The sequence below is a fragment of the Pseudomonas sp. LBUM1666 genome (assembly GCF_059695775.1).
Genome location: NZ_CP166789.1, coordinates 4335308 through 4361614, shown reverse-complemented (window position 1 = coordinate 4361614; position 26307 = coordinate 4335308). Strand labels below are relative to the sequence as shown.

The window sequence follows — 26307 nt, the reverse complement described above, 5'->3', positions numbered from 1 at the left end:
TGCGGCGTTCCGACAAGCCCCCTCGCCACAAAAGCTAAAGGTTTTGCAGGGTATCGAGCAACACCTTCACCTTGGTAATCGATTCCTGATACTCGGCCTGCCACTCGGAATCCGCGACGATCCCGCCACCGCCCCAGCAGCACACCTGCCCATCCTTGACCAGCAAACTGCGAATGGCGATGGAGCTGTCCATCTCGCCGCGCACGTCCAGATAGAGCAAAGACCCGCAGTACAACCCACGACGCGTCGGCTCCAGCTCGTCGATGATTTGCATCGCGCGAATTTTCGGTGCACCGGTAATCGAGCCGCCAGGGAAGCTGCCGGCGATCAGGTCCAGCGCGTCCCGATCATCTGCCAGTTCTCCGGTGACGCTGCTCACCAAGTGATGCACGTTCGGGTAGCTTTCCAGGCTGAACAACTCCGGCACCCGCACCGAACCGATACGGCAAGTGCGGCCGAGGTCATTGCGCAGCAAGTCGACGATCATCAGGTTTTCTGCGCGGTCCTTGGGGCTGGCCAGCAGTTCGGCGGCGTTTGCCGCATCTTCGGCAGCGGTCAGTCCGCGAGGGCGGGTGCCTTTGATCGGGCGGGTTTCCACATGGCGTTCGCTGACTTTGACGAAGCGTTCTGGCGACAGACTCAGTACCGCACCGCCGTCGGGCAGGCTCTGGAAACCCGAAAACGGCGTCGGGCACGCCGCCCGCAGCGCGCAATACGCGGCCCATGGATCGCCCTGGCACTGAGCCCGGAAACGCTGGGCGAAATTGACCTGGTAGCAGTCGCCGGCCTGGATGTACTGCTGAATGCGTTCTAGCGCGTGGCGATATTCGTCAGCGCTCAGGTCGGCCTTCATCGGAGCTTTCAACTTGAAAGACTCGACTGCTTCAGCCGTAGGCTCACTGAATAGCGTGATCAGACGCTGACGTTCGCTGTCGATCAGCGACGGGTGGAAGACCAACTGACTGGTACTCAGTGGGTGATCGGTGATCAGTGCCCAGTCATACAGCCCGAAACGTGCGTCGGGCAATTGCAGATCGTCCTGCGCCTGACTCGGCAGGTTTTCCAGATGCCGACCGAAGTCGTAGCTCAGGTAACCGATGAGGCCGCCAGCGAAGGGCAAATCGTAAGGAACAGCCGCTTCACCGAGTCGTGTCAGATGGTCGCGAAGACGTTGCAGGAAATCGCTGCCACTTTCGTCAGGCAATACTGCTATTTGCTCCAGCGGCCAGGCACTGAGCAGGTCAAAACGTCCACGCTCGGCACTCGGCCGGCCACTGTCGAGCAGCACGGCGCCGGGGGCGTGACGAATCGCCGCGAAGTACTCGGCGGGGTTGGCGCGATAGGGGAGCGGGTGTACGGAACAGGTCAACATGGGCGGGGCAGATCAGCCATCGAGGCGGGGGGGCGATTGTAGTCTCCTCGGGGAATTGCTCCTAGAGGGGATGTCGGGGATCAGCAGATTGGGGCAGGGTTTTGAAGAATTGAGTCTGACTCCAAATCCACCCCTCACCCCAGCCCTCTCCCCAATGGGGAGAGGGGGAAAGGGGGCAGATCTTCAAGCTTTTCAGAATCTAAGTTCGGCACGGACTTTCAGGTCAATGTAGCTCTAAGAGCGCATCGGTCAGTCCCCTCGCCCCTCTGGGGCGGTCCGACGTTTCGGGAGGGTTAGGGTGAGGGGTGGATTTCAACCTTCAACCGCAGGAATATGCCCAAACATTTCCTGAACAAACTCAACCCGCTCCTGAACCGTCTCAACAACCCCACGAGCCTTCAACTCCTCCAGGCGCGCTTCAACCGCATGCGTGCGCAACGTCAGTCCGCAATCATTGGCAATCTGAATGTTCAACCCAGGCCGGGCGTTGAGCTCAAGAATCAGCGGCCCTTTCTCCTGGTCCAGCACCATGTCGACACCGATGTAACCCAGCCCGCACAGCTCATAGCAGCCCGCGGCAAGTTTCATGAAACCGTCCCAGTAGGGCAGTTGCACGCCATCCACTGCGTTGGTGGTGTCCGGGTGTTTGGTGATGATGTTGTTCAGCCAGGTGCCGCGCAATGTCAGGCCGGTGGCCAAGTCCACGCCCACGCCAATGGCGCCCTGGTGCAGGTTGGCCTTACCGCCGGACTGGCGGGTTGGCAGCCGCAGCATGGCCATCACCGGATAGCCCATCAGCACGATGATCCGAATGTCCGGCACGCCTTCATAGCTGATGCTCTTGAAGATCTGGTCCGGGGTCACGCGGTACTCGATCAGCGCCCGATCCCGGTGACCGCCCAGGGAGTAGAGGCCGGTCAGGATGCTGGAGATATGGTGCTCGAGTTCCTCATGGTCGACGATCTTGCCGGACACCGTGCGATAGCGGCCCTCAAAACGGTCGGCAACCACAATGATGCCGTCACCGCCCGCGCCCTGGGCCGGTTTGATCACGAAGTCGTTGCGCCCGCCGATGATGTCATTGAGGTTGTCGATTTCTTTCTCGGTGGAAATCACGCCATACAGTTCCGGCACATGAATGCCGGCGGCGATGGCGCGTTCCTTGGTGATGATCTTGTCATCGACAATCGGGTACAGATTGCGCTTGTTGTACTTGAGCACGTAGTCCGCGTTACGCCGATTGATCCCCATGATGCCCCGGGCTTCCAGGGCCTTCCAGGTCTTCCAGAAGCCGAACATCAGGAGTCAGCCTTATTCAGGAACGCCTTGAAGCGCACCAGTTCGGTCAGGCGGTAGCCGCGATAGCGACCCATCGCCAGCATGAAGCCCACCAGGATCAACAGGATCGCCGGGAAGGTGAACACGAAGTAAACCAGCTCCGGAACGCTCATGATCAGGTGCGCCAGCGATGCGGCGAACAGCGTACCGATCGCCACTTTCATGGCGTGGCCGGAACCGCGTTCTTCCCAGGTAATCGACAGGCGTTCGATGGTCATGGTCAGAATCACCATCGGGAACAGTGCCACCGACAACCCGCGCTCCAGGCCGAGTTTATGGCTGAGCAGGCTGATCGCCGCGATCAGCACCACCACGAAAGTCAGCACCACCGACAGCCTCGGCAGCATCTGCAACTTCAAGTGTTCAAGGTAGGAACGCAGTGACAACCCCAGCGCCGTGATGATCGTAAACAGCACGATCCCGAAGCCAAGCTGGGTTTCGCGGAAGGCGAGGGCGATCAGCACCGGAGTAAAGGTGCCGAGGGTCTGAATGCCGATCAGGTTACGCAGGATCAAAATCACCAGCACACCGATCGGGATCATCACCATGATCATGAAGGTCTGCTGGGTTTGCAGCGGCAAACCGTACAGCGAGTATTCGAGGAAATTGGCGTCGGTGTTTTCGTCGGTCAGCTTGGCCAGGCGAATGGCGTTCATTTCGCTGTTGTTCAGGCTGAAGGTCACGTTGGCCTTCTTGCCGCCATCGACGGTGATCAGGTTTTCGTCGCCGGTCCACCACAGCAGGCGGTCGGTCGGCAGGCCCTGTTCTCCGGTTTCCGGGTTGAAGTACAGCCAGTCGGTGCCGTTGAAACTGCGCAGCCAGAGTTCCGGTGTTTGCGGCTGGTCGGCCACCAGACGAATGGTGTGGACCTTTTCCACCGGCACGTGCGCGATGGACAGCACCAATTCGACGATTTTCGCCTTGTGACCGGCGGACGGATCACCGCCCAGCAGCAGTTTCACGTTGTCGTCGTTGAGGTTATTGACCCGCTTGATGGCTTCGCCAATGAAGGTTTCAACGTCGGCCGAGTGCTGGCGGATCGGTGCGAGCAGGGCTTCGGCGGCGATTTTTTCCGCACCTTCGACGGGGATGCTGTCGCGGAAGGTCGGCCCTTTGATCTTGGATTTTTCACCGGTGTAGCGCTTGGTCAGTACCAGGCGGTAATAAAGGGTCTGATTGCCCTTGGCCCGACGTGCCGACCAAGTGACTTTGCGGTTGCCGTCGGCACGGTTCACGGCCACGCCGTAGTTATTGGAAATGAAGCTCTCGTTGAGGCTGACGAAATCGCGGCTCAGCGGCGGCACGAACATCTGGATCTTGACCGGGTCCTTGGTACTGGCGACGAACTCGACTTTGGCGTCGATGTTCCACAAGTCGTCGGTGGCGTCTTCGGTCACGGGGATGCCGAGCACGAAGATCTGATAGGCCGTGACTGAAATACCCAGCACCACCAGGATGGCGATCAGGAATTTCAGGTGAAGGGTAAGAGAGCGCATTGGAATTACTCTGCGGTATGAGCGTCGGTGGCGCAGGCGGGTTTGCCAGCAGCGTATTTAAGACTGGGGTCGACCAGCGCATCGAAGCGTTTCAGCGCTTCGGAGCCGATCAGGAGCGGGTATTGGAAGGCGCTGCGGTCGGTCAAGTTCACTTCGATACTGCGTAAAGCCGAACCCATGCAGATATTCAGCTCGATCACCGGACGGGCGGTGTACTTCTTGCCTTCTTCCGGGTCGTAGTCGCCGGCCCGGCGCTTGATCTTGCTGACGCGGGCCAGTGGCCGTTCGATCGGGTGCGAGTGCGCAGCGTCGATCGCCAGATAGAAGCGCACCCAGGATTCGCCATTGCGTTTGAAGCGTTTGATGTCACGGGCACTCAGGGACGCGGTTTTCGCCCCGGTGTCGAGTTTGGCGGCGACTTCCAGGTCGATGCCGCCCAGGGAGGCGTACTCGTTGAGGCCGTAAACAGTCTTTTCCCCCGCCGCGGCGAAACCGGGCAGGCAAAGAAGATAAAGGAAGGTGGGGAAGGGCTTGAGTCTCATAAATCCTGGTGCGCAGCGGTCCGTACTTCGATTCAAGGCCCTGGCATCGCTGCGCAAGCTCCCTCGTATGCCTATCAACTGTTTATGACAAGCAGTGCAGATGTCACAAACAAATGCGGCCGGCATTCTAGCACGGTGGTTTTATGGCGCCAGCGCCGGGAGGCGGCTATAAACAGAGGGACTGCGTCGTTCTGGTGCAGTCGGTTATTAGACGATTGTCGACAATATCTATTTATCCTTTGACTAAAAGGTCTGTATTCGCTAGTTTTTGCGGCATCAGCTTTCAAGGTGTCGACAATATGCTGGATCAACTCGATCCCCCGGTAATAGCCCAAGACGATTCGGAGACACTTTCCGAGAACGTCTTCCGGCGCATTCAGGCGGCCATCGTCAAGGGCGAGATCGCCCCGGGCAGCAAGATCTCCGAGCCGGAACTGGCGCGCACCTATGGCATCAGCCGCGGGCCGTTGCGTGAGGCGATCCACCGACTGGAAGGCCAGCGCCTGCTGGTTCGCGTGCCGCACGTCGGGGCGCGGGTGGTTTCGTTGAGCCATGCCGAGCTGCTGGAACTCTACGAAATCCGCGAATCCCTCGAAGGCATGGCCTGCCGTCTGGCGGCCGAGCGCATGACGCTCGAAGAAATCGACGAACTGCGCCGGGTCCTCGAAACCCATGAGCGCGATGCGGCGTTTCAGGCCGGTGTCGGCTACTACCAGCAGGAAGGCGATTTCGACTTCCATTACCGAATCATCCAGGGCAGCGGCAACCGCACCCTGACGCAGATGCTCTGCGGCGAGCTCTATCAACTGGTGCGCATGTACCGCATCCAGTTTTCCACCACGCCCAATCGTCCGCGTCAGGCCTTTGCCGAGCACCACCGAATTCTCGACGCCATCGCCGACCGTGACGGTGAGCTAGCCGAGTTGTTGATGCGCCGCCACATCGGCGCCTCCAAACGCAATATCGCCCGTCACTACCAGGACGGCGCTAACCAGACAGCCACTGAACGAGGTGAGTCATGAGTTCCAACAAGAGCACTCCAGGCCAGCGTTTCCGCGATGCGGTCGCCAGCGAACATCCGCTGCAAGTGGTCGGCGCGATCAACGCCAACCACGCGCTGCTGGCCAAGCGCGCCGGTTTCAAGGCTATTTATCTGTCGGGTGGCGGGGTGGCTGCTGGCTCCCTCGGCGTGCCGGACCTGGGCATCACCGGCCTGGACGACGTGCTGACCGACGTGCGCCGCATCACTGACGTCTGCGATCTGCCGCTGCTGGTGGACGTGGACACCGGTTTCGGTTCCTCGGCGTTCAACGTCGCGCGTACCGTCAAGTCGATGATCAAGTTCGGCGCGGCGGCGATTCACATCGAAGACCAGGTCGGCGCCAAGCGCTGCGGTCACCGTCCTAATAAAGAGATCGTGTCCCTGCAGGAAATGGTTGATCGGATCAAGGCAGCCGTCGATGCGCGCACCGATGACAGCTTCGTGATCATGGCCCGTACCGACGCCCTCGCAGTGGAAGGTCTGGAATCCGCTTTGGATCGCGCCGCCGCGTGCATCGAGGCCGGCGCCGACATGATCTTCCCGGAAGCCATCACCGAACTGGACATGTACAAATTGTTCGCCAGCCGCGTGAAAGCGCCGATCCTGGCCAACATCACCGAATTCGGTGCAACGCCGCTGTACACCACCGAGCAGCTCGCCGCTGCTGATGTGTCGCTGGTGTTGTACCCGCTGTCGGCGTTCCGCGCGATGAACAAAGCTGCGGAAAACGTCTACACCGCGATCCGCCGCGACGGCACGCAACAGAACGTCATCGACACCATGCAGACCCGCATGGAGCTTTACGATCGCATTGATTACCACACCTTCGAGCAGAAGCTCGATGCGTTGTTCGCCGCGAAGAAGTAGAGGTTTATGTAGCAGCTGCCGAGCAGCGCGAGGCTGCGTTCGAGGCCGAAGGACTCGCCAAGCCTGTCGATCGCGTAAGCAGGTTTTACGACTGCTTCGCAGCCGAACGCAGCCTCGCGCTGCTCGACAGCTGCTACGAGCGGACGAGCTGCTACGAAAACAAGATAACCGTGTAGAAATTGCAGATTCCCTAACAAATTCAAGATTGGAGACAGCAATGGCCGAAGCAAAAGTACTCAGTGGCGCCGGGCTCCGTGGCCAGGTTGCCGGGCAAACCGCACTGTCCACCGTGGGCCAGTCGGGCGCAGGCCTGACCTATCGTGGCTACGACGTTCGCGAACTGGCGGCTGACGCACAATTCGAAGAAGTGGCCTACCTGCTGCTGTACGGCGAACTGCCGACCAAAACCCAACTCGCCGCTTACATCAGCAAACTGAGCAAGCTGCGCGACCTGCCGCAAGCGCTGAAAGAAGTGCTGGAACGCATCCCCGCCGACGCCCACCCGATGGACGTGATGCGCACCGGTTGCTCGTTCCTGGGCAACATCGAGCCGGAGAAAGACTTCTCCGAACAACACGACGTGACTGACCGTTTGCTCGCCGCGTTCCCGGCGATCATGTGCTACTGGTATCGCTTCAGCCACGATGGCAAACGCATCAGCTGCGTGAGCGACGAACAATCCATCGGCGGCCACTTCCTGCACCTGCTGCACGACAAGAAGCCGAGCGAGTTGCACGTCAAAGTGATGAACGTTTCGCTGATCCTCTACGCGGAACACGAGTTCAACGCGTCGACGTTCGCCGCACGGGTGTGCGCCTCGACCCTGTCGGACATGTTTTCCTGCGTCACGGCGGCCATTGGCACGCTGCGTGGTCCGCTGCATGGCGGCGCCAACGAGGCGGCGATGGAAATGATCGAGCGCTTCAGCTCGCCGGAAGAGGCGATCAAAGGCACCCTCGGCATGCTTGAGCGCAAGGACAAGATCATGGGCTTCGGCCACGCGATCTATAAGGACAACGATCCGCGCAACGAGGTGATCAAGGGCTGGTCGAAAAAACTCGCTGACGAAGTGGGCGACACCGTGTTGTTCCCGGTTTCCGAAGCCATCGACAAGACCATGTGGGAACAGAAGAAGCTGTTCCCGAACGCCGACTTCTACCATGCGTCGACGTACCACTTCATGGGCATCCCGACCAAGTTGTTCACACCGATTTTCGTCTGCTCGCGCCTGACCGGCTGGGCGGCGCACGTGTTCGAACAACGTGCCAACAACCGCATCATCCGCCCGAGCGCCGAGTACGTCGGCGTCGAACAGCGCAAGTTCGTGCCAATCGAACAACGCTGACCGGGAGGGCGCTGACGCTGGTTACTGAAGGAACCTGAAACCCTGTGGGAGCGAGCCTGCTCGCGATGACGGACTGACATTCAACATCAATGTCGACAGATACACCGCTATCGCGAGCAGGCTCGCTCCCACAGTGGAATGTGTTTACTTCAAGTCCGCGCCGGGTGCCCCCCTTTGTAATCACCGTGACCGAGTCCTGACGATGAACACTGAATTCCGTAAACCGCTGCCCGGCAGCCATCTGGATTACTTCGACGTCCGTGCGGCTGTCGAGGCCATCCAGCCCGGCGCCTACGACACCCTGCCGTACACCTCCCGCGTGCTGGCGGAAAACCTGGTGCGTCGCTGCGACCCGGCTACGCTCACCGAATCCCTGAAGCAATTCATCGAGCGCAAACGCGACCTCGACTTCCCATGGTTCCCGGCCCGTGTGGTGTGCCACGACATTCTCGGCCAGACTGCGCTGGTCGACCTCGCCGGCCTGCGTGACGCCATCGCTCTGCAAGGCGGCGATCCGGCGCAAGTGAACCCGGTGGTGCCGACGCAATTGATCGTCGACCACTCCCTGGCCGTCGAGCGCGGTGGCTTCGATCCGGAGGCGTTCGAGAAGAACCGCGCCATCGAAGACCGTCGCAACGAAGACCGTTTCCACTTCATCAACTGGACCAAAAAAGCCTTCAAGAACGTTGATGTGATTCCGCCGGGCAACGGGATCATGCACCAGATCAACCTGGAGAAAATGTCTCCGGTGATCCAGGTGCGCGACGGCGTGGCGTTCCCCGACACTTGCGTCGGCACCGACAGCCACACTCCGCACGTCGACGCGCTGGGCGTGATCGCCATCGGTGTCGGCGGCCTGGAAGCTGAAAGCGTGATGCTCGGCCGCGCGTCGTGGATGCGTCTGCCGGAAAGCGTCGGCGTCGAATTGACTGGCAAGCTGCAACCGGGCATCACCGCCACCGACATGGTGCTGGCGCTGACCGAGTTCCTGCGTCAGCAAAAAGTCGTCGGTGCGTGGCTGGAGTTCTTCGGCGAAGGCGCCTCCGCGTTGACCCTCGGCGACCGCGCGACCATCTCCAACATGGCCCCGGAATACGGCGCCACGGCGGCGATGTTCTACATCGACCAGCAAACCATCGACTACCTCAAACTCACCGGCCGTGAAGACGAGCAAGTGCAGTTGGTCGAGAACTACGCCAAGACCACCGGCCTCTGGGCTGACAGCTTGAAGCAGGCGCAATACGAGCGCGGGTTGACCTTCAACCTGTCTTCGGTAGTGCGCAACATGGCCGGCCCGAGCAACCCGCACGCCCGCGTCGCCACTTCCGATCTCGCCGCCCAAGGCATCTCCGGTCAGTGGACCGAAGTGCCCGGCCAGATGCCGGACGGCGCAGTGATCATTGCCGCCATCACCAGTTGCACCAACACCAGCAACCCGCGCAACGTCATCGCCGCCGGTCTGCTGGCGCGCAATGCCAACAAGCTCGGATTGACCCGCAAGCCGTGGGTCAAATCGTCCCTGGCGCCGGGTTCGAAAACCGTCGCGCTGTACCTGGACGAAGCCGGCCTGACCAGCGAACTGGAGCAACTCGGTTTCGGCATCGTCGCTTTCGCCTGCACCACGTGCAACGGCATGTCCGGTGCGCTGGACCCGGTGATCCAGCAAGAGATCATCGACCGCGACCTGTACGCCACCGCTGTGCTGTCCGGCAACCGCAACTTCGACGGGCGGATTCACCCGTACGCCAAGAACGCCTTCCTCGCTTCGCCACCGTTGGTCGTGGCTTACGCCATCGCCGGGACCATCCGTTTCGACATCGAAAAAGATGTGTTGGGCGTGGTTGATGGCAAGGAAATCCGCCTGAAAGACATCTGGCCGAGCGACGAAGAAATCGACGCGGTGGTGAAAGCGTCGGTCAAGCCGGAGCAGTTCCGTCAGGTCTACATCCCGATGTTCGCCATCCACGAAGACACCGGTCCGAAAGTGACGCCGTTGTACGACTGGCGCGAGATGAGTACCTACATCCGCCGTCCGCCGTACTGGGAAGGCGCGCTGGCCGGGGCTCGTCCGCTCAAGGGCATGCGCCCATTGGCGGTGCTGCCGGACAACATCACCACCGATCACCTGTCGCCGTCGAACGCGATCATGCTCGACAGCGCCGCTGGCGAATACCTGGCGAAAATGGGCTTGCCGGAAGAGGACTTCAACTCTTACGCAACGCACCGCGGTGATCACTTGACCGCGCAACGCGCCACCTTCGCCAACCCGAAACTGTTCAATGAAATGGTTCAGGAAAACGGCAAGGTCAAACAGGGTTCGCTGGCGCGTGTCGAGCCGGAAGGCCAAGTGATGCGCATGTGGGAAGCCATCGAAACCTACATGGAGCGCAAACAACCGCTGATCATCATTGCCGGCGCCGACTACGGTCAGGGTTCGTCCCGCGACTGGGCAGCGAAAGGCGTGCGTCTGGCAGGTGTGGAAGCGATTGCAGCCGAAGGCTTCGAGCGCATTCACCGCACCAACCTGGTGGGCATGGGCGTGTTGCCGCTGGAATTCAAACCGGGCACCGACCGCAAGACATTGGGCATCGACGGCAGCGAAACCTACGACGTGATCGGCGAGCGCACCCCGCGTGCCGAACTGACGCTGGTGATCAACCGCAAGAACGGCGAACGCGTCGAAGTGCCGGTGACCTGCCGCCTCGACACCGCCGAAGAAGTGTCGATCTACGAGGCCGGCGGTGTGTTGCAACGCTTTGCTCAGGACTTCCTTGAATCGGCAGTAGCCGTCTAAATCACGACGTGCGGGCACGGGATGTTGAGTCCCGTGTCTGCTTTGAAGGAGCACCATGGCTCACGCACCTCAAATTAAAATCCCCGCCACCTACATGCGTGGCGGCACCAGCAAAGGCGTGTTCTTCAGCCTGAAAGACCTGCCCGAAGCGGCACAGATTCCAGGGCCTGCTCGCGATGCCTTGTTGCTGCGCGTGATTGGCAGCCCCGACCCGTACGACAAGCAAATCGACGGCATGGGCGGCGCGACCTCCAGTACCAGCAAAACCGTGATCCTGTCGAAAAGCATCAAGGCCGATCACGACGTCGATTACCTGTTCGGTCAGGTGTCCATCGACAAACCTTTCGTCGACTGGAGCGGCAACTGCGGCAACCTGTCGGCGGCGGTCGGTTCGTTTGCCATCAGCAATGGTTTGGTGGACGCCAGCCGCATCCCGCACAACGGCGTTGCCGTGGTACGCGTGTGGCAGGCCAACATCGGCAAGACCATCATCGCCCACGTGCCGATCACCAACGGTGAAGTCCAGGAAACCGGCGATTTTGAACTCGACGGCGTGACCTTTCCGGCCGCTGAAGTGCAGGTCGAATTCATGGATCCGGCAGCGGAAGAAGAGGGTGGCGGTGGTTCGATGTTTCCTACCGGCAACCTGGTCGATGACCTCGAAGTGCCCGGTGTCGGAACCTTCAAGGCGACCATGATCAATGCCGGTATTCCGACCATTTTCGTCAATGCCGAAGACATCGGTTACACCGGCACCGAGCTGCAAGGCGCGATCAACAGCGATCCGAAAGCGCTGCTGATGTTTGAAACCATTCGGGCTTACGGCGCATTGCGCATGGGCCTGATCAAGGATCTGGACGAAGCGGCCAAGCGTCAGCACACGCCTAAGGTTGCCTTTGTGGCCAAGCCTGCGGACTACGTTGCTTCGAGTGGCAAAGCGATTGCGGCGGGTGATGTCGATCTGCTGGTGCGGGCGCTGTCCATGGGCAAGTTGCACCACGCGATGATGGGCACGGCGGCGGTGGCGATTGGTACGGCTGCGGCGATTTCCGGCACGTTGGTGAATCTTGCGGCGGGTGGTATCGAACGCAATGCTGTGCGCTTTGGGCATCCGTCCGGCACCTTGCGTGTTGGTGCTGAGGCGAGCCTGGTGGACGGTGAGTGGAAAGTGAACAAGGCCATCATGAGCCGCAGTGCGCGGGTGTTGATGGAAGGTTACGTCCGTGTGCCGGGTGATTCGTTCTGATCTGAAATCCACCCCTCACCCCAACCCTCTCCCCAGAGGGGAGAGGGGGCTGACCGAGGTGTATTTCGATCCGCTGCGACCTGGAAGCTAGAGTCGAGCTCAGGCTTTAAACAGCTTGAAGATCTGCTCCCTTTCCCCTCTCCCCCGTGGGGAGAGGGCTGGGGTGAGGGGTGGATCTACCTGAATAAATACAAATCAAGCAGGCACCCCAGACCTGCAAAAATCAAAACCAAACCTGCCCCTGAGGAAGAACACCACCACTCAACAATCCTGAACTGGAGTGAATCGAGCATGAGCACCAACGTCGACCAGAACAACCGCCCCGACTACGACACGGTCCTGCAGGACATTGCCGACTACGTCCTCAACTTCAAGATCCAATCCGTCGAAGCCCTCGACACCGCCCGCAACTGCCTGATGGACACGTTGGGCTGTGGCCTGCTGGCCCTGCGCTTCCCCGAGTGCACCAAACACCTGGGCCCCATGGTGGAAGGCACCGTCGTCCCGTTCGGCGCCCGCGTCCCCGGCACCAGTTATCGCCTCGACCCGGTCAAAGCAGCGTGGGATATCGGTTGCATCGTCCGCTGGCTCGACTACAACGACACCTGGCTCGCCGCCGAGTGGGGCCATCCGTCCGATAACCTAGGCGGCATTCTCGCGGTGGCCGATCACTTGTCACAAAAGCGCCTCGCCAATGGCGATACACCACTGACCGTTCGCGTGGTACTCGAAGCCATGATCATGGCTCACGAAATTCAGGGGGTGATCGCGCTGGAAAACTCCTTCAATCGTGTAGGCCTGGATCACGTCATTCTGGTGAAAGTCGCCTCGACTGCTGTCACCGCCAAACTCATGGGCGCCAATCGCGAGCAGTTGTTGTCCGCGTTGTCCCATGCGTTCGCCGACGGTCAGGCCCTGCGCACTTACCGTCATGCGCCAAATGCCGGATCGCGTAAATCCTGGGCGGCCGGCGATGCGTCCAGCCGTGGCGTGCGACTGGCGGACATCGCAATGCGTGGCGAGATGGGTATCCCCGGCGTACTGACCGCTAAACAATGGGGCTTCTACGACGTGCTGTTCAGCCACACCAACAACGACCTGGCGCTCAAGCCCGAAGACAAGCGCACGTTCAGTTTCTCCCGACCGTACGGCAGTTACGTGATGGAAAACGTGCTGTTCAAAATCAGTTTCCCGGCCGAATTCCACGCGCAAACGGCGTGCGAAGCGGCGGTGACGTTACATCCACAAGTCAGAAATCGCCTGCACGAAATCGACAAAATCGTCATCACCACCCACGAATCGGCGATCCGCATCATCTCCAAGGTCGGCCCGCTGGCCAACGCTGCGGACCGTGACCATTGCATCCAGTACATGACCGCCGTGCCGCTGGCGTTTGGCAATCTGGTGGCCGAGCAGTACGAGGACGACTTCCATGCGGCGCATCCGATCATCGACGTGCTGCGCGAAAAAATGGTCATCGTCGAAGATCCACGCTACACCCGCGAATACCTGGAGGCCGACAAACGCTCCATCGCCAATGCGATACAGGTGTTCTTCAAGGACGGCTCCAGCACCGAAAACGTGTTGGTGGAGTACCCGATCGGCCATCGCCGTCGCCGCACCGACGGCATTCCGCTGCTGGAAGACAAGTTCAAGGCGAACCTGGCGACGCGCTTCACCGCCCAGCGATGCGCCGAGATCTTTGCGTTGTGCAAGGATCAGGCTGCGCTTGAGGCGACGCCGGTGAATCGGTTTGTGGATTTGTTTGTGATCTGACCGTTGTTCAGGGGTTTGTTTTTTTGCCGATGAGCCACTTTTCCACAGGCAATTTGGTGATCGCAAACCCCGTCAGCAAAATCGCCGAGTACATCATCAGTTCCCGGGACAAGGTTTGCCCCTCGTACCAGGCACCGATGATCACCGCGAACACCGGAAAAATGATGAACACAAACGACAGAATGATCGGGCTCAGCCGTTTGAGTAGCAGGAAGTAAACGATAAACCCGCCCACCGACGCCACCAGCCCCAGGTAGAGCAGGGCGCTCCACGAACGCGCGGTGATGGCATCGAACACCGGTGCTTCGACACTCAATCCGGCGACAAACAGCATCACCCCGGCAATGCCTATGGGCAGCGTGTTGTAGGTGATGACGCTGATCGCAGTACCGTGTTTTTTCGTCACCACGTAGCACAGCGCATGCATCACCGCCGCGCAGAGAATCGCCAACACCCCGAACATTTCGGCATGGTCCAGATGCAACCCTTGGCTGCGGATGATCATGAACAGGCTGCCGAAACCGATGGCGATGCCGAGCACTTGCGAGGGGTAGATTTTCTCCCGCAGAAACAGCGCGGAAAACAGCAGGATGAACACTGGCATGCAGCTGAACAGCAGCGCCGTCAGGCCGGACGAAACGTGCATCTCGCCGTAGTTGAGCAAGTAGTACGGCAGGCTGAAATACGACAGCGTGACAAAGACAAAAAACCAACGCCTCTCCCTGGGAAACCGCAGCGGTTCACGACGGATCAGGGCGAAGCCGAGAAACAACGGGAAGGCGATGAGGAACCGCAGGCCGGCGGCGGTCAGCGGCGGCACGCTTTCAACGGCAATCTTGATCCCGAGCCACGTGGTGCCCCAGCTCAGGCACACGATCAGGAACAGCACACTGGTGACCAGGGCGGCCATCCAGGGTTTAGCAATACGTGAAGGTGCACTGACGGCAATGGACATGAGCGAGCTCCTTTTATGTTCGGAATTGACCTTCATCTGCAAAAGGTCTATCCCTGATTGAACCTGTTTCAAGCACGCTATTCGGGGCTGTAATGACTGTCAAAACAAGTATTGCCATGGTGTCAATCCTGCGCGACGGCCTGGCGAACGGACTGGGTGTGAAATACAAACGCCTCGCCGACGCGATCGAAAAAAGCATCGCTGAAGGGCTGATCGAGCCCGGCTGCAAATTGCCGCCTCATCGGTTGCTAGCGGATAGCCTCGGCGTGACCATCGGTACCATCAGCCGCGCTTACGGTGAACTCGAGCGTGTGGGATTGGTGGTCGCGCGAGTAGGAGACGGCACCTATGTGCGTCAGCGCGGGATGGAACGACCGCGGGACGGTGGCTTTCGCAACGTCAGTGATGAACCGCGGGCGTTTTTTGACATGAGCCGCAATCAACCGATTCCGGGGCAGGAAGCGCTTTTTTTGAGTCAGAGCCTGCAAGCGTTGTCCCTTGATCCTGAGGCCTTGCAACACCTCGGGGGCTACACCGCCGAGGCTGGGTTGCTGCGCTACCGTGCGGCGGGCGCGCACTGGCTCAGGCATAAAGAGTTTGTCCCGAACACCGAGCAGATCGTTTGCGTGAACGGCGGCCAGCACGGTCTGTTGTGTGCCTTGATGGGGTTGCTCAAGGCGGGCGATACGTTGGTGACGGAGCACCTGACCTACCCGGGGTTGATCAGCGTCGCACGCCAGCTCGGGATAAAACTCATCGGCGTCGGGATGGATGATGAAGGACTGATGCCCGATGCGCTGGAGGAGGTTTGCCGCAACCACCGTGTGTCGGCGCTGTATTGCACGCCGACGATCCAGAATCCTACCGCTGCAGTGATGTCCGTCCCACGGCGGGAGGCGATTGTAGAAGTCTGTCGGCGGCACAATCTGTTGATCTTTGAAGATGAAGCCCACGCGGTATTGGCTCAGCAGCGACCGTTACCCTTGAGCCATTTCGCCCCGGAGCGCGCGGTGCTGATCGGCAGTCTGAGCAAGGCGGTTTCGGCGGGTTTGCGAGTCGGTTACCTGCATGCGCCGCAACCGTTGATCGGACGCTTGAGCGCAGCAGTGCGCGGGACGTGCTGGATGGCCAACCCGTTGTCGCTGGAGGTGGCGAGTCTGTGGATAGAAAACGGCATTGCCGAGCGGTTGCTGGGCCAGCAGATTGCCGAGATCGGTCGGCGCAAGGCGTTGGTGAGCGGTGTGCTGGAGGGCTTGGCGTACAAAACCCATTCCCATAGCCCGCACTTCTGGCTCGAAGTGCCCGAGCCTTGGCGGGCCTCGCAGATTGCTGAGGAGCTCAAGGCGAATAATTTTCTGGTGGCTACTGCCGAGATGTTTGCGGTCGGGCATGGGGCCGTGCCGCAGTTCATCAGGGCGAGTGTGTGTAATTCAGCAGGGGATGATCGGTTGTTGCAGGGTGGGTTTGACGCATTGGCGGCAGCATTGGCAGAGACCGTGTAATTGTTCTTCGCGAGCAAGCTCGCTCCCACAGTGGATCTCTGTCGTACACAAACTTTGTGTCCACTGGAGATCAACTGTGGGAGCGAGCCTGCTCGCGAAAGCGGTGTAACGGGCGCCGCAGAACTACTTGAACCGCCGCTCCACGCCTTTCTCCACCAGGATCTTCGCCGAAATCTCTTCCACCGAAAAATGCGTGGAATTGATGTGCGGAATGTTCTCGCGGCGGAACAGATTCTCCACCTCACGCACTTCGAATTCGCACTGGGCGTAGCTCGAATAGCGGCTGTTGGGCTTGCGCTCGTTGCGGATCGCGGTGAGGCGGTCCGGGTCGATGGTCAGGCCGAACAGTTTGTGTTGATGGGCACGCAGGGTGCCTGGCAGTTGCAGGCGTTCCATGTCGTCTTCGGTCAACGGGTAGTTGGCCGCGCGGATGCCGAATTGCATGGCCATGTACAGGCACGTCGGCGTCTTACCACAACGCGACACGCCCACTAGGATCAGGTCGGCCTTGTCGTAATAATGCGTGCGCGCACCGTCGTCGTTGTCGAGGGCGAAGTTCACCGCCTCGATCCGCTCCATGTAATTGGAGTTGCTGCCAATCGAGTGGGACTTACCGACGGTGTAGGAAGAATGCTCGGTCAGTTCCTGTTCGAGAGGCGCCAGGAAGGTCGAGAAAATGTCGATCATGAAACCATTGGACGTTGCGAGGATCTCACGGATGTCCTGATTGACGATGGTGTCGAAGATGATCGGCCGAAAGCCGTCGTTTTCGGCGGCTTTGTTGATTTGTTGTACCATGGCCCGCGCTTTATCCACGTTGTCGATGTAGGGCCGCGTGAATTTGCTGAAGGTAATGTTTTCGAACTGCGCCAGGAGGCTTTGGCCGAGGGTCTCGGCTGTGATGCCGGTGCCATCGGAGATAAAGAAAGCAGATCGTTTCATTTGCACCTTGGGCCTTAAGCTAGTGACGAATCTTGGATATGATAGGCGCGATTTGCCGGCCGCCAGTGGCTCGCATTCTCACTTATTTTCCAGGTCCAGGCCATACAGCTGGCAAACGCTCCATAGAGCAGCCGGCTTCTGAGCTTTTCCAACACAGTTAGTGGAGAGATCACCTTGGTAGAGTACGTAGTTTCCCTCGATAAGCTCGGCGTCCATGATGTAGAGCACGTAGGGGGCAAGAACGCATCCCTGGGCGAGATGATCAGTAACCTTGCAGGTGCCGGTGTATCGGTGCCCGGTGGCTTCGCCACGACAGCTCAGGCTTATCGTGATTTTCTCGAGCTGAGCGGCCTGAACGATCAGATCCACGCCGCCCTCGACGCCCTGGACGTCGACGATGTCAACGCCCTGGCCAAGACCGGCGCCCAGATCCGTCAATGGATCATGGAAGCCGAATTCCCCGAGAAGCTCAACGCCGAGATCCGCACCGCGTTCGCCACGCTGTCGGCCGGCAACCCTGACATGGCCGTGGCCGTGCGCTCTTCCGCTACCGCCGAAGACCTGCCGGACGCTTCCTTTGCCGGTCAGCAGGAAACCTTCCTGAACATCCGTGGTGTCGAAAACGTTATTCGCGCCGCCAAAGAGGTGTTCGCTTCGCTGTTTAACGACCGCGCGATTTCCTACCGCGTCCACCAGGGGTTCGACCACAAGCTGGTTGCCCTGTCGGCTGGTGTTCAGCGCATGGTCCGTTCCGAAACCGGCACCGCCGGCGTGATGTTCACCCTCGATACCGAATCGGGCTTCCGTGACGTGGTGTTCATCACCGGCGCCTACGGCCTGGGTGAAACCGTCGTACAAGGCGCGGTGAACCCGGATGAGTTCTACGTCCACAAAGGCACGCTGGCAGCCGGTCGTCCGGCCATCCTGCGTCGCAACCTGGGCAGCAAAGCCATCAAGATGATCTACGGCGAAGTGGCCACGGCCGGTAAATCGGTCAAGACCATCGACGTGGACAAGGCTGATCGCGCACGTTTCTGCCTGAGCGACGCCGAAGTCAGCGAACTGGCCAAACAAGCGATGATCATCGAGAAGCACTACAAGTGCCCGATGGACATCGAATGGGCCAAAGACGGCGACGACGGCAAGCTCTACATCGTTCAGGCCCGTCCTGAAACCGTGAAGAGCCGTACCTCGGCCAACGTCATGGAACGCTACCTGTTGAAAGAAACCGGCACCGTGCTGGTTGAAGGTCGCGCCATCGGCCAGCGCATCGGTGCCGGCAAGGTCCGCATCATCAAGGACGTGTCCGAGATGGACAAAGTCCAGCCCGGCGACGTTCTGGTCTCCGACATGACCGACCCGGACTGGGAGCCGGTCATGAAGCGCGCCAGCGCCATTGTCACCAACCGTGGCGGCCGTACTTGCCACGCGGCGATCATCGCTCGCGAACTGGGCATCCCGGCCGTGGTCGGTTGCGGCAACGCCACCCAGCTGTTGAAAGACGGCCAGGGCGTGACCGTTTCCTGCGCTGAAGGCGACACCGGTTACATCTTCGAAGGCGAACTGGGCTTCGACATCAAGAAAAACTCCGTGGACGCCATGCCTGATCTGCCGTTCAAGATCATGATGAACGTCGGCAACCCGGATCGCGCCTTCGACTTCGCGCAGTTGCCGAACGCTGGTGTGGGCCTGGCCCGTCTGGAGTTCATCATCAACCGCATGATCGGTGTTCACCCGAAAGCGCTTTTGAACTACGCCGGGCTGCCGCAGGACATCAAGGACAGCGTCGACAAGCGCATCGCCGGTTACGACGATCCGGTCGGTTTCTATGTCGAGAAGCTGGTTGAAGGCATCAGCACCCTGGCCGCTGCATTTACGCCGAAAAAGGTCATCGTGCGTCTGTCGGACTTCAAGTCCAACGAATACGCCAACCTGATCGGTGGCAAGCTCTACGAGCCGGAAGAAGAAAACCCGATGCTGGGCTTCCGTGGCGCTTCGCGTTACATCAGTGAATCGTTCCGTGACTGCTTCGAACTCGAATGCCGTGCCCTTAAGCGCGTGCGCAACGAGATGGGCCTGACCAACGTCGAAATCATGGTGCCGTTCGTCCGTACCTTGGGCGAAGCGAGCCAGGTCATCGACCTGTTGGCGGAGAACGGTCTGAAGCGCGGCGAAAACGGTCTGCGCATCATCATGATGTGCGAACTGCCGTCCAACGCCATTCTGGCCGAAGAATTCCTCGAGTTCTTTGACGGCTTCTCCATCGGCTCCAACGACCTGACCCAGCTGACATTGGGTCTGGACCGTGACTCCGGGATCATCGCGCACCTGTTCGACGAGCGTAATCCGGCGGTCAAGAAGCTGCTGGCCAACGCGATTCAGGCCTGCAACAAGGCTGGCAAGTACATCGGCATTTGCGGTCAGGGTCCTTCGGACCACCCTGATCTGGCCAAATGGCTGATGGAGCAGGGCATCGAAAGCGTTTCGTTGAACCCCGATTCCGTACTGGAAACCTGGTTCTTCCTGGCTGAAGGTCAAGCTCCGGCTTGATGGTGTGAGTGAAAGGGCCGATCAGTGATCGGCCCTTTTAGAGATTCAAGTAGGGCGGGCTCCTCTGGACGCCGCCCTTTTTTGTGCAAGAGCATTATGCAAAGCAGCAGCAACCTATTTCCTGTCGCCCTGATCAGCGCCGAGCGGCGCGGCGATCTGAGCGAAGACGTCTATCGTCTGAAACCCGGCAACAGCCCTGACGGCACCGTCGAACTGGCTGTGACGCGCCTGGGCATGGCGGATGGCTCAGACGCGCGTGGCGTTCCGGTTATTTTGCTTCACGGCAGCTTTTCCAATCGCCGGTTCTGGTTTTCCCCGAAGGGGCTTGGACTGGGCGCCTATCTGACGCGTCTGGGATTCGATGTATGGATTCCCGAAATGCGTGGCCATGGCCTGTCTCAGCGTAACCAGAACTACCGCAAGAACCGCGTCGCCGACTACGCCCGTTACGATTTGCCGGCCATTGGCGCGTTCGTGCGCGAGCAGAGCGGCCAGATCCCGCACTGGATCGGTCACTCGCTGGGCGGGATTACCCTGGCGGCGGCATTGGGTGGTGAGTACATCGGGGAGCCGGTAGTGGCTTCCGCGGCGTTTTTCGGTACGCAAGTCAGCCGCACCTACTGGCCGTTGAAGATTCCGCCGGTGGAGTGGAGCGGGCGCTTCATTCTCAAACGCTTTGCCCAGCTGTCCGGTTCACGGCTCAAGCGCGGCCCTGAGGACGAGCCCATTGGCCTGGCCCTGGAAAGCATGCGCTGGTATGGCCTGTTCGGGCGATTTGGCGATGCCGACAAGGATTGGTGGGCCGGATTGGCCGACGTTCAGTTACCGGTATTGGCCGTGAGTGCCGCAGGTGACCATCAGGACCCGACCTGGGCTTGTCGCAAGCTGTTCGATCAGGTGGGTTCCGAGCAAAAGCAATTCATCAGCCTGGGTCGCGAGCAGGGCTTTGGCGATAATTTCGGTCATGTGGAGATGCTCGTCAGCAAAGCCGCCCAGACTGAAGTCTGGCCGCTGGTGGCGCGCTGGTTGGTGGATCAACAGACACCGTTGCTGGGTGAAAAGCCGGATCTTGCTACGGCAAGCTGAGCCAGATGCTCTAACAGGGGCATTTCGCTCTGATCGGCTTGCGGCTAAGATATGACGCATTGAGCTTTTCTGGTCACTTTGCGACATCCTCGATTGTCTTCCTCTCTACAGGAGTTTCTCGATGAACCATTACATCACGCCTGACCTTTGCGACGCCTATCCGGAGCTGGTGCAGGTGCTGGAACCGATGTTCAACAATTTCGGCGGCCGTGATTCTTTCGGTGGCGAAATCGTGACCATCAAATGTTTCGAAGACAATTCGCGGGTCAAGGAGCAGGTCGAGCTCAATGGGAATGGCAAGGTGCTGGTGGTCGACGGTGGCGGTTCCCTGCGTCATGCGTTGCTGGGTGACATGCTGGCCGAGAAAGCCGCGAAAAACGGTTGGGAAGGGCTGGTGATCTACGGTTGCATCCGCGACGTAGATATCATCGCGCAGACCGATCTGGGCGTTCAGGCCCTAGCCAGCCACCCGCGGAAGTCCGACCGGCGCGGGCTCGGCGATCTCAACGTTGCGGTCACTTTTGCCGGTGTGACGTTCCACCCAGGCCACTACATCTATGCGGACAATAACGGCGTGATCATTTCGCCAAGCCCGCTGAAAATGCCTGAATAAAGCGTTGAGTCAACCAAAGGGGTGAGGATGTTCGAGGAAGAAAACGCGCAGTGGGGGCTGGTGCATGCCCTGGTGCTGGACGGTAAAGGCGGTGCGCGTTCGATAGCCCGGACTGAACTCGATGACTTGCAGTTGCAGGCCCATGAAAGCCTGTGGCTGCACTGGGATCGCAGTCACCCGCAAACCCGGACCTGGTTGCGAAAATCCAGCGGTCTGAGCGAATTCAGCTGTGATCTGTTACTTGAAGAAAACACCCGACCGCGTCTTTTACAGCTTTCCGACAGCGAACTGCTGCTATTTTTGCGTGGGGTCAACCTGAACCCGGGCGCCGAGCCGGAAGACATGGTCTCGGTGCGGATTTTTGCGTCGGCCCAGCGGGTTATTTCCCTGCGTTTGCGTCCGTTGCGCGCCACCGATGAGTTGCTGGTGCAGCTCGCCGAAGGCAAAGGACCGATAACGGCGTCAGAACTCATCCTTTATATGGCGCAATTCCTCACCCATAAGGTGCAGGATCTGGTCAGTTGCCTCTCGGAAGTGGTCGATGAGGAGGAAGAAAAGCTGGATGCCGACGAACGGTATACACCCGAGCACGGAGCTGTTTTGCAGATCCGTCGAAGGGCCGCTGCGCTGAAACGTTTTCTTGCGCCGCAGCGGGAAATATTCGGACAGCTGACACGGATAAAACTGCCTTGGTTCGTCGAAGACGACGGTGATTACTGGAACGAATTGAACAACAGCCTGACCCGGTATCTCGAGGAGCTGGAATTGACCCGGGAGCGGGTGGGGTTGGTCCTCGAGGCCGAAGATAGACGTTTGAGCGTGCGAATGAACCGCACGATGTACCGCTTCGGGATCATCACCGGGATCTTTTTGCCGATGAGTTTTCTGGCGGGTCTTTTGGGTATCAATGTCGGTGGGATTCCGTTCTCTGCGAGCCCCTATGGCTTCCTGATTGCGTGTCTGATGATGGTCTCGGTGGCGCTGGGACAGTGGTGGTTATTCCGACGTTTGCGCTGGGTCTGAGGGTGAGCCATGTGACCCGAGCAAATTTGACCGCGTCTTTCACAGACATCACGAGAGGTGCGTATGCACGATCCGTTTGAACAGTCTTTGCGTGACATGCTCAAGGCATCACCGTCCACCCGGGACGACGATGCGTGCCTTGGGCGTGTACTGAAAACCGCCAACCGCCAGGTCGGCGCCGGTGATCTGTTCAGCCTGCTGGGCCGCTGGCTGCCCGCGCTGATGATCGCCCTGAATAACGGATCGGCCCATGTCGCTCCGGTTTCCCGCCACCGTAAACCTACCGTTCGCACTGCTGATAAGGCTGATTGAATATGGAACTTGATCTCTGGACTCAGAGCCTCGTCACTGCAATGACTGCGTTATGGACCAAGGTTGCAAATTTCATCCCGAACCTGTTCGGCGCGCTGGTTGTGCTGCTGTTGGGTTTCGTCGTTGCGAAACTTTTGGACACTTTGTTGTCCAAGTTGCTCGCCAAGCTGGGGCTCGATCGCCTGATGGGCGGCACCGGTCTGACAAAATTGCTGTCCCGGGCCGGCCTTCAAGTGCCGATCTCGACCCTGATTGGCAAGATTGTCTATTGGTTCGTTCTGCTGATTTTTCTGGTTTCTGCCGCAGAATCCCTTGGACTTGAGCGAGTTTCGGCTACGCTTGACATGCTTGCGCTGTATTTGCCGAAAGTATTCGGCGCCGCGCTGGTGCTGCTGGTGGGTGTATTGCTCGCGCAACTGGCCAATGGGCTGGTGCGGGGTGCGGCAGAGGGCGTAGGGCTGGATTACGCTGCGGGCCTGGGGAGAATTGCTCAGGGCCTGGTGATTATCATCAGTATTTCGGTCGCAATCAGCCAGTTGGAGGTCAAGACTGACCTGCTCAACCACGTGATTGTGATTGTATTGATTACCGTTGGTCTGGCGGTTGCGCTGGCCATGGGGTTGGGAAGCCGGGAAATTGCCGGTCAGATTCTTGCGGGAATCTATGTGCGTGAGTTGTATCAGGTTGGGCAACAAGTGCGTGTTGGCGAGGTCGAAGGTCAGATCGAAGAGATCGGCACGGTTAAAACCACATTGCTGACCGATGAGGGTGAGCTAGTCTCTCTCTCCAATCGGATCCTCCTGGAACAGCATGTGAGTAGCCGCTAACCCGGCAAACCCTGCTAATGTATGCCGCCGCAAAAATGCCCTGAAAAGGGTTGCGGCGGACATTGACCTGACTGTCGGCCCGACTTGTTTTGAATAAAGCTCAATCGCTGTCCACGCGCTACGACCCCCGCGAGCTCTCTGATGAGGAGTTGGTCGCGCGCTCGCATACCGAGCTGTTTCACGTAACGCGCGCCTATGAAGAACTGATGCGGCGTTACCAGCGAACATTATTTAACGTCTGTGCACGGTATCTTGGGAACGATCGTGACGCAGACGATGTCTGTCAGGAAGTGATGTTGAAGGTGCTGTATGGCCTGAAGAACTTCGAGGGCAAATCGAAGTTCAAGACATGGCTATATAGCATCACGTACAACGAGTGCATCACGCAGTATCGGAAAGAACGGCGAAAGCGTCGCTTGATGGATGCTTTGAGTCTGGATCCCCTCGAGGAAGCGTCTGAAGAAAAGGCGCCGAAACCCGAGGATAAGGGTGGACTTGATCGCTGGTTAGTGTATGTGAACCCGATTGACCGTGAAATTCTGGTGCTACGATTTGTCGCAGAGCTGGAATTTCAAGAGATCGCGGATATCATGCACATGGGTTTGAGTGCGACAAAAATGCGTTACAAACGTGCTCTAGATAAATTGCGTGAGAAATTTGCAGGCATTGCTGAAACTTAGTTCGGCGCAAATATCTCTTACGTGTAGGCAAGTTCTGATAGACTTGCCGCCGAGTTGTCCCCCGGTTTGCGGGACTGCTTCACAATCACCAGATGGGGATTTAACGGATGAAACTGAAAAACACCTTGGGCTTGGCCATTGGTTCTTTGATTGCCGCCACTTCGTTCGGCGCTCTGGCACAAGGCCAAGGCGCAGTTGAAATCGAAGGCTTCGCCAAGAAAGAACAATTCGACAGCGCTCGTAACTTCAAGAACAACGGCAACCTCTTCGGTGGTTCGGTTGGTTACTTCCTGACTGACGACGTTGAACTGCGTCTGGGCTACGACGAAGTGCACAACGTGCGTTCCGACGACGGTCGTAACATCAAGGGCGCTAACACCGCTCTGGACGCTCTGTACCACTTCAACAACCCGGGCGACATGCTGCGTCCGTACGTATCGGCTGGCTTCTCCGATCAAAGCATCGGTCAGAACGGCTCCGGCGGTCGTAACCGTTCCACTTTCGCCAACGTTGGCGGCGGTGCCAAGCTGTACTTCACCGAGAACTTCTACGCCCGTGCTGGCGTTGAAGCTCAATACAACATCGACCAGGGCGACACCGAGTGGGCTCCAAGCGTCGGTATCGGTGTGAACTTCGGTGGCGGCTCCAAGCCTGCTGCTGCTCCAGTTCCAGCACCAGCTGAAGTCTGCTCCGACAGCGACAACGATGGCGTTTGCGACAACGTTGACAAGTGCCCGGACACCCCAGCCAACGTAACTGTTGACGCTGATGGCTGCCCAGCAGTTGCTGAAGTTGTTCGTGTTGAGCTGGACGTGAAATTCGACTTCGACAAGTCGGTAGTCAAGCCTAACAGCTACGGCGACATCAAAAACCTCGCTGACTTCATGAAGCAGTACCCATCCACCAGCACTACTGTTGAAGGTCACACTGACTCCGTCGGTCCTGACGCTTACAACCAGAAACTGTCCGAGCGTCGTGCAAACGCCGTTAAGCAAGTTCTGACCAACCAGTACGGTGTTGAATCGTCCCGCGTTCAGTCTGTTGGCTACGGCGAATCCCGCCCAGTTGCTGACAACAAAACTGACGCTGGCCGCGCTGTAAACCGTCGCGTAGAAGCGCAGGTTGAAGCTAACGCTAAGTAATTAGCGCGCAGCTCTGAAAAGCCCGGCTTAGGCCGGGCTTTTCTTTGTCTGCGATTTAGTGAAGGCAGGGTTGAAGCGGGGAGAGTCAGGCTGACTGATTGACCGCAGTTGCGGGCAAGTCATGTTCCAGAATGGATACTTTCGCACAGGCTGCCACGGCACCGATCACCAGGATCGCCGGGCTTTTGAGTTCGAAGCTGTAGGCATCTTCTTCCATCGCTGTCAGGTTGCTCCGACATTCCCGTTGGCATGGCAGGGAAGCGTTTTCAATCATTGCCACCGGTGTATCCGCCGCCATTCCTCCGGCGAGCAATTGCTCACGAATCTCGCTCAGTTTTGCGACACCCATATACACCACCAGCGCCGTGCCACCTTGGGCCAGGGCTTGCCAGTTCAGGCTGCTGCCATCCTGAGTGTGGGCGGTGACCAGCGTCACGCCGCGCGCAACGCCTCGCAGGGTCAACGGAATATCGCATTGCGTTGCGCCGGCAAGCCCGGCAGTGATGCCGTTGACCAGTTCCACTTCGACCCCATGCTCACGCAGCCACTGCGCCTCTTCGCCGCCCCGGCCAAAAATGCACGGGTCGCCACCCTTGAGCCGCACCACGCATTTACCGTGGCGGGAGTAACGCAGCATCTGGCGATGAATGAACGCCTGAGGCGTGGAGCGACAGCCGCCGCGCTTGCCCACGGGAATGATCCGCGCCTGCGGGCAATGCTCCAGCACCGCATCGTTGACCAGGTCATCGATCAGCACCACATCCGCTTCGCTCAACGCCCGCACGGCCTTGAGGGTCAACAATTCCGGATCGCCAGGACCCGCACCCACCAGCCAGACTTTTGCGCTCATAGTGTTT

General features: G+C 59.1%; 22 protein-coding genes. 15 read left to right on the top strand and 7 right to left on the bottom strand.

Going from position 1 to position 26307, the window contains the following annotated elements; translation table 11 throughout:
• Positions 1–34: 34 nt before the first annotated feature.
• The 4 genes from pabB to rloA form a co-directional block, all read right to left on the bottom strand.
• Positions 35–1372, bottom strand: coding sequence for an aminodeoxychorismate synthase component I (gene pabB, locus ACA056_RS19920; RefSeq protein ID WP_497267158.1), 1338 nt, complete (start codon positions 1370–1372; stop codon positions 35–37).
• A 312-nt stretch (positions 1373–1684) separates the two neighbouring features.
• On the bottom strand, positions 1685–2671 hold the full coding sequence (locus tag ACA056_RS19915; protein ID WP_497267156.1) for an alpha-L-glutamate ligase-like protein: 987 nt from the start codon (positions 2669–2671) through the stop codon (positions 1685–1687).
• A complete protein-coding gene (gene rloB / locus ACA056_RS19910; RefSeq protein ID WP_497267154.1) occupies positions 2671–4206 on the bottom strand; it encodes an osmotic stress tolerance membrane protein RloB in 1536 nt (511 codons plus the stop codon). Before rloB ends, ACA056_RS19915 begins: the two co-directional genes overlap by 1 nt.
• A gap of 5 nt (positions 4207–4211) precedes the next feature.
• Positions 4212–4748 (bottom strand): retropepsin-like aspartic peptidase RloA, encoded by a 537-nt coding sequence (gene rloA, locus ACA056_RS19905; RefSeq protein ID WP_497267152.1) that lies wholly within the window; start codon positions 4746–4748, stop codon positions 4212–4214.
• A 302-nt stretch (positions 4749–5050) separates the two neighbouring features.
• On the opposite strand from rloA, the gene ACA056_RS19900 reads away from it, so the two are divergent.
• From ACA056_RS19900 to prpD, 6 genes are all read left to right on the top strand, one after another.
• Entirely contained in the window at positions 5051–5770 is a 720-nt protein-coding gene (locus ACA056_RS19900; protein ID WP_177327884.1) for a GntR family transcriptional regulator, read from the top strand.
• Entirely contained in the window at positions 5767–6657 is an 891-nt protein-coding gene (gene prpB, locus ACA056_RS19895; RefSeq protein WP_008146328.1) for a methylisocitrate lyase, read from the top strand. The genes ACA056_RS19900 and prpB overlap by 4 nt, the downstream gene beginning before the upstream one ends.
• 217 nt (positions 6658–6874) lie before the next feature.
• A complete protein-coding gene (gene prpC / locus ACA056_RS19890) occupies positions 6875–8002 on the top strand; it encodes a bifunctional 2-methylcitrate synthase/citrate synthase (RefSeq protein WP_497267150.1) in 1128 nt (375 codons plus the stop codon).
• A 202-nt stretch (positions 8003–8204) separates the two neighbouring features.
• On the top strand, positions 8205–10796 hold the full coding sequence (gene acnD, locus ACA056_RS19885) for a Fe/S-dependent 2-methylisocitrate dehydratase AcnD (protein WP_497267148.1): 2592 nt from the start codon (positions 8205–8207) through the stop codon (positions 10794–10796).
• A gap of 55 nt (positions 10797–10851) precedes the next feature.
• Positions 10852–12042: a 2-methylaconitate cis-trans isomerase PrpF gene (prpF, locus tag ACA056_RS19880; protein ID WP_497267146.1), complete on the top strand. Its 1191-nt coding sequence runs from the start codon at positions 10852–10854 to the stop codon at positions 12040–12042.
• Positions 12043–12333: 291 nt separating this feature from the next.
• A complete protein-coding gene (gene prpD / locus ACA056_RS19875) occupies positions 12334–13818 on the top strand; it encodes a 2-methylcitrate dehydratase (RefSeq protein ID WP_497267144.1) in 1485 nt (494 codons plus the stop codon).
• Positions 13819–13825: 7 nt separating this feature from the next.
• Here the strand turns inward: prpD and ACA056_RS19870 are convergent, their stop codons facing one another.
• Positions 13826–14728, bottom strand: a complete 903-nt coding sequence (locus ACA056_RS19870) for a DMT family transporter (protein WP_497273574.1) — start codon at positions 14726–14728, stop codon at positions 13826–13828.
• A 137-nt stretch (positions 14729–14865) separates the two neighbouring features.
• On the opposite strand from ACA056_RS19870, the gene ACA056_RS19865 reads away from it, so the two are divergent.
• On the top strand, positions 14866–16275 hold the full coding sequence (locus ACA056_RS19865) for an aminotransferase-like domain-containing protein (RefSeq protein WP_497267142.1): 1410 nt from the start codon (positions 14866–14868) through the stop codon (positions 16273–16275).
• Between the two features lie 123 nt (positions 16276–16398).
• Here ACA056_RS19865 and ppsR read toward each other — a convergent pair whose 3' ends face one another.
• Positions 16399–17217 carry a posphoenolpyruvate synthetase regulatory kinase/phosphorylase PpsR gene (gene ppsR, locus ACA056_RS19860; RefSeq protein ID WP_131062994.1) on the bottom strand — a complete coding sequence of 273 codons (819 nt, stop codon included), beginning with the start codon at positions 17215–17217 and terminating at the stop codon, positions 16399–16401.
• A gap of 174 nt (positions 17218–17391) precedes the next feature.
• Between ppsR and ppsA the strand changes: the two genes are divergently transcribed.
• From ppsA to ACA056_RS19820, 8 genes are all read left to right on the top strand, one after another.
• Positions 17392–19767 carry a phosphoenolpyruvate synthase gene (gene ppsA / locus ACA056_RS19855; RefSeq protein ID WP_497267140.1) on the top strand — a complete coding sequence of 792 codons (2376 nt, stop codon included), beginning with the start codon at positions 17392–17394 and terminating at the stop codon, positions 19765–19767.
• 96 nt (positions 19768–19863) lie between these two features.
• Positions 19864–20853, top strand: a complete 990-nt coding sequence (locus tag ACA056_RS19850; RefSeq protein ID WP_497267138.1) for an alpha/beta fold hydrolase — start codon at positions 19864–19866, stop codon at positions 20851–20853.
• Between the two features lie 121 nt (positions 20854–20974).
• Positions 20975–21466: a ribonuclease E activity regulator RraA gene (gene rraA / locus ACA056_RS19845; RefSeq protein ID WP_497267136.1), complete on the top strand. Its 492-nt coding sequence runs from the start codon at positions 20975–20977 to the stop codon at positions 21464–21466.
• 27 nt (positions 21467–21493) lie between these two features.
• Positions 21494–22489, top strand: coding sequence for a divalent cation transporter CmaX (gene cmaX, locus ACA056_RS19840; RefSeq protein ID WP_497267134.1), 996 nt, complete (start codon positions 21494–21496; stop codon positions 22487–22489).
• Positions 22490–22552: 63 nt separating this feature from the next.
• Complete coding sequence (locus tag ACA056_RS19835; RefSeq protein WP_008146303.1) at positions 22553–22801, top strand: hypothetical protein; 249 nt, start codon at positions 22553–22555, stop codon at positions 22799–22801.
• 2 nt (positions 22802–22803) lie between these two features.
• A complete protein-coding gene (locus tag ACA056_RS19830; RefSeq protein ID WP_008027407.1) occupies positions 22804–23628 on the top strand; it encodes a mechanosensitive ion channel family protein in 825 nt (274 codons plus the stop codon).
• An 89-nt stretch (positions 23629–23717) separates the two neighbouring features.
• Positions 23718–24308, top strand: a complete 591-nt coding sequence (sigX, locus tag ACA056_RS19825) for an RNA polymerase sigma factor SigX (RefSeq protein WP_008146300.1) — start codon at positions 23718–23720, stop codon at positions 24306–24308.
• A gap of 107 nt (positions 24309–24415) precedes the next feature.
• Positions 24416–25450: an OmpA family protein gene (locus tag ACA056_RS19820; protein WP_347804622.1), complete on the top strand. Its 1035-nt coding sequence runs from the start codon at positions 24416–24418 to the stop codon at positions 25448–25450.
• Positions 25451–25535: 85 nt separating this feature from the next.
• Here ACA056_RS19820 and cobA read toward each other — a convergent pair whose 3' ends face one another.
• Positions 25536–26300, bottom strand: a complete 765-nt coding sequence (gene cobA / locus ACA056_RS19815; protein WP_497267131.1) for a uroporphyrinogen-III C-methyltransferase — start codon at positions 26298–26300, stop codon at positions 25536–25538.
• Positions 26301–26307 lie beyond the last annotated feature (7 nt).

Coding starts and splice junctions, on each gene's coding strand:
- ACA056_RS19850 (WP_497267138.1), top strand. CDS start 19,864: ATGCAAAGCAGCAGCAACCTATTTCCTGTCGCCCTGATCAGCGCCGAG.
- prpF (WP_497267146.1), top strand. CDS start 10,852: ATGGCTCACGCACCTCAAATTAAAATCCCCGCCACCTACATGCGTGGC.
- ACA056_RS19915 (WP_497267156.1), bottom strand. CDS start 2,671: ATGTTCGGCTTCTGGAAGACCTGGAAGGCCCTGGAAGCCCGGGGCATC.
- prpC (WP_497267150.1), top strand. CDS start 6,875: ATGGCCGAAGCAAAAGTACTCAGTGGCGCCGGGCTCCGTGGCCAGGTT.
- acnD (WP_497267148.1), top strand. CDS start 8,205: ATGAACACTGAATTCCGTAAACCGCTGCCCGGCAGCCATCTGGATTAC.
- ACA056_RS19835 (WP_008146303.1), top strand. CDS start 22,553: ATGCACGATCCGTTTGAACAGTCTTTGCGTGACATGCTCAAGGCATCA.
- rloB (WP_497267154.1), bottom strand. CDS start 4,206: ATGCGCTCTCTTACCCTTCACCTGAAATTCCTGATCGCCATCCTGGTG.
- ACA056_RS19820 (WP_347804622.1), top strand. CDS start 24,416: ATGAAACTGAAAAACACCTTGGGCTTGGCCATTGGTTCTTTGATTGCC.
- prpB (WP_008146328.1), top strand. CDS start 5,767: ATGAGTTCCAACAAGAGCACTCCAGGCCAGCGTTTCCGCGATGCGGTC.
- rraA (WP_497267136.1), top strand. CDS start 20,975: ATGAACCATTACATCACGCCTGACCTTTGCGACGCCTATCCGGAGCTG.
- prpD (WP_497267144.1), top strand. CDS start 12,334: ATGAGCACCAACGTCGACCAGAACAACCGCCCCGACTACGACACGGTC.
- cobA (WP_497267131.1), bottom strand. CDS start 26,300: ATGAGCGCAAAAGTCTGGCTGGTGGGTGCGGGTCCTGGCGATCCGGAA.
- cmaX (WP_497267134.1), top strand. CDS start 21,494: ATGTTCGAGGAAGAAAACGCGCAGTGGGGGCTGGTGCATGCCCTGGTG.
- ppsR (WP_131062994.1), bottom strand. CDS start 17,217: ATGAAACGATCTGCTTTCTTTATCTCCGATGGCACCGGCATCACAGCC.
- pabB (WP_497267158.1), bottom strand. CDS start 1,372: ATGTTGACCTGTTCCGTACACCCGCTCCCCTATCGCGCCAACCCCGCC.
- rloA (WP_497267152.1), bottom strand. CDS start 4,748: ATGAGACTCAAGCCCTTCCCCACCTTCCTTTATCTTCTTTGCCTGCCC.
- ACA056_RS19870 (WP_497273574.1), bottom strand. CDS start 14,728: ATGGCCGCCCTGGTCACCAGTGTGCTGTTCCTGATCGTGTGCCTGAGC.
- ACA056_RS19865 (WP_497267142.1), top strand. CDS start 14,866: ATGACTGTCAAAACAAGTATTGCCATGGTGTCAATCCTGCGCGACGGC.
- ACA056_RS19830 (WP_008027407.1), top strand. CDS start 22,804: ATGGAACTTGATCTCTGGACTCAGAGCCTCGTCACTGCAATGACTGCG.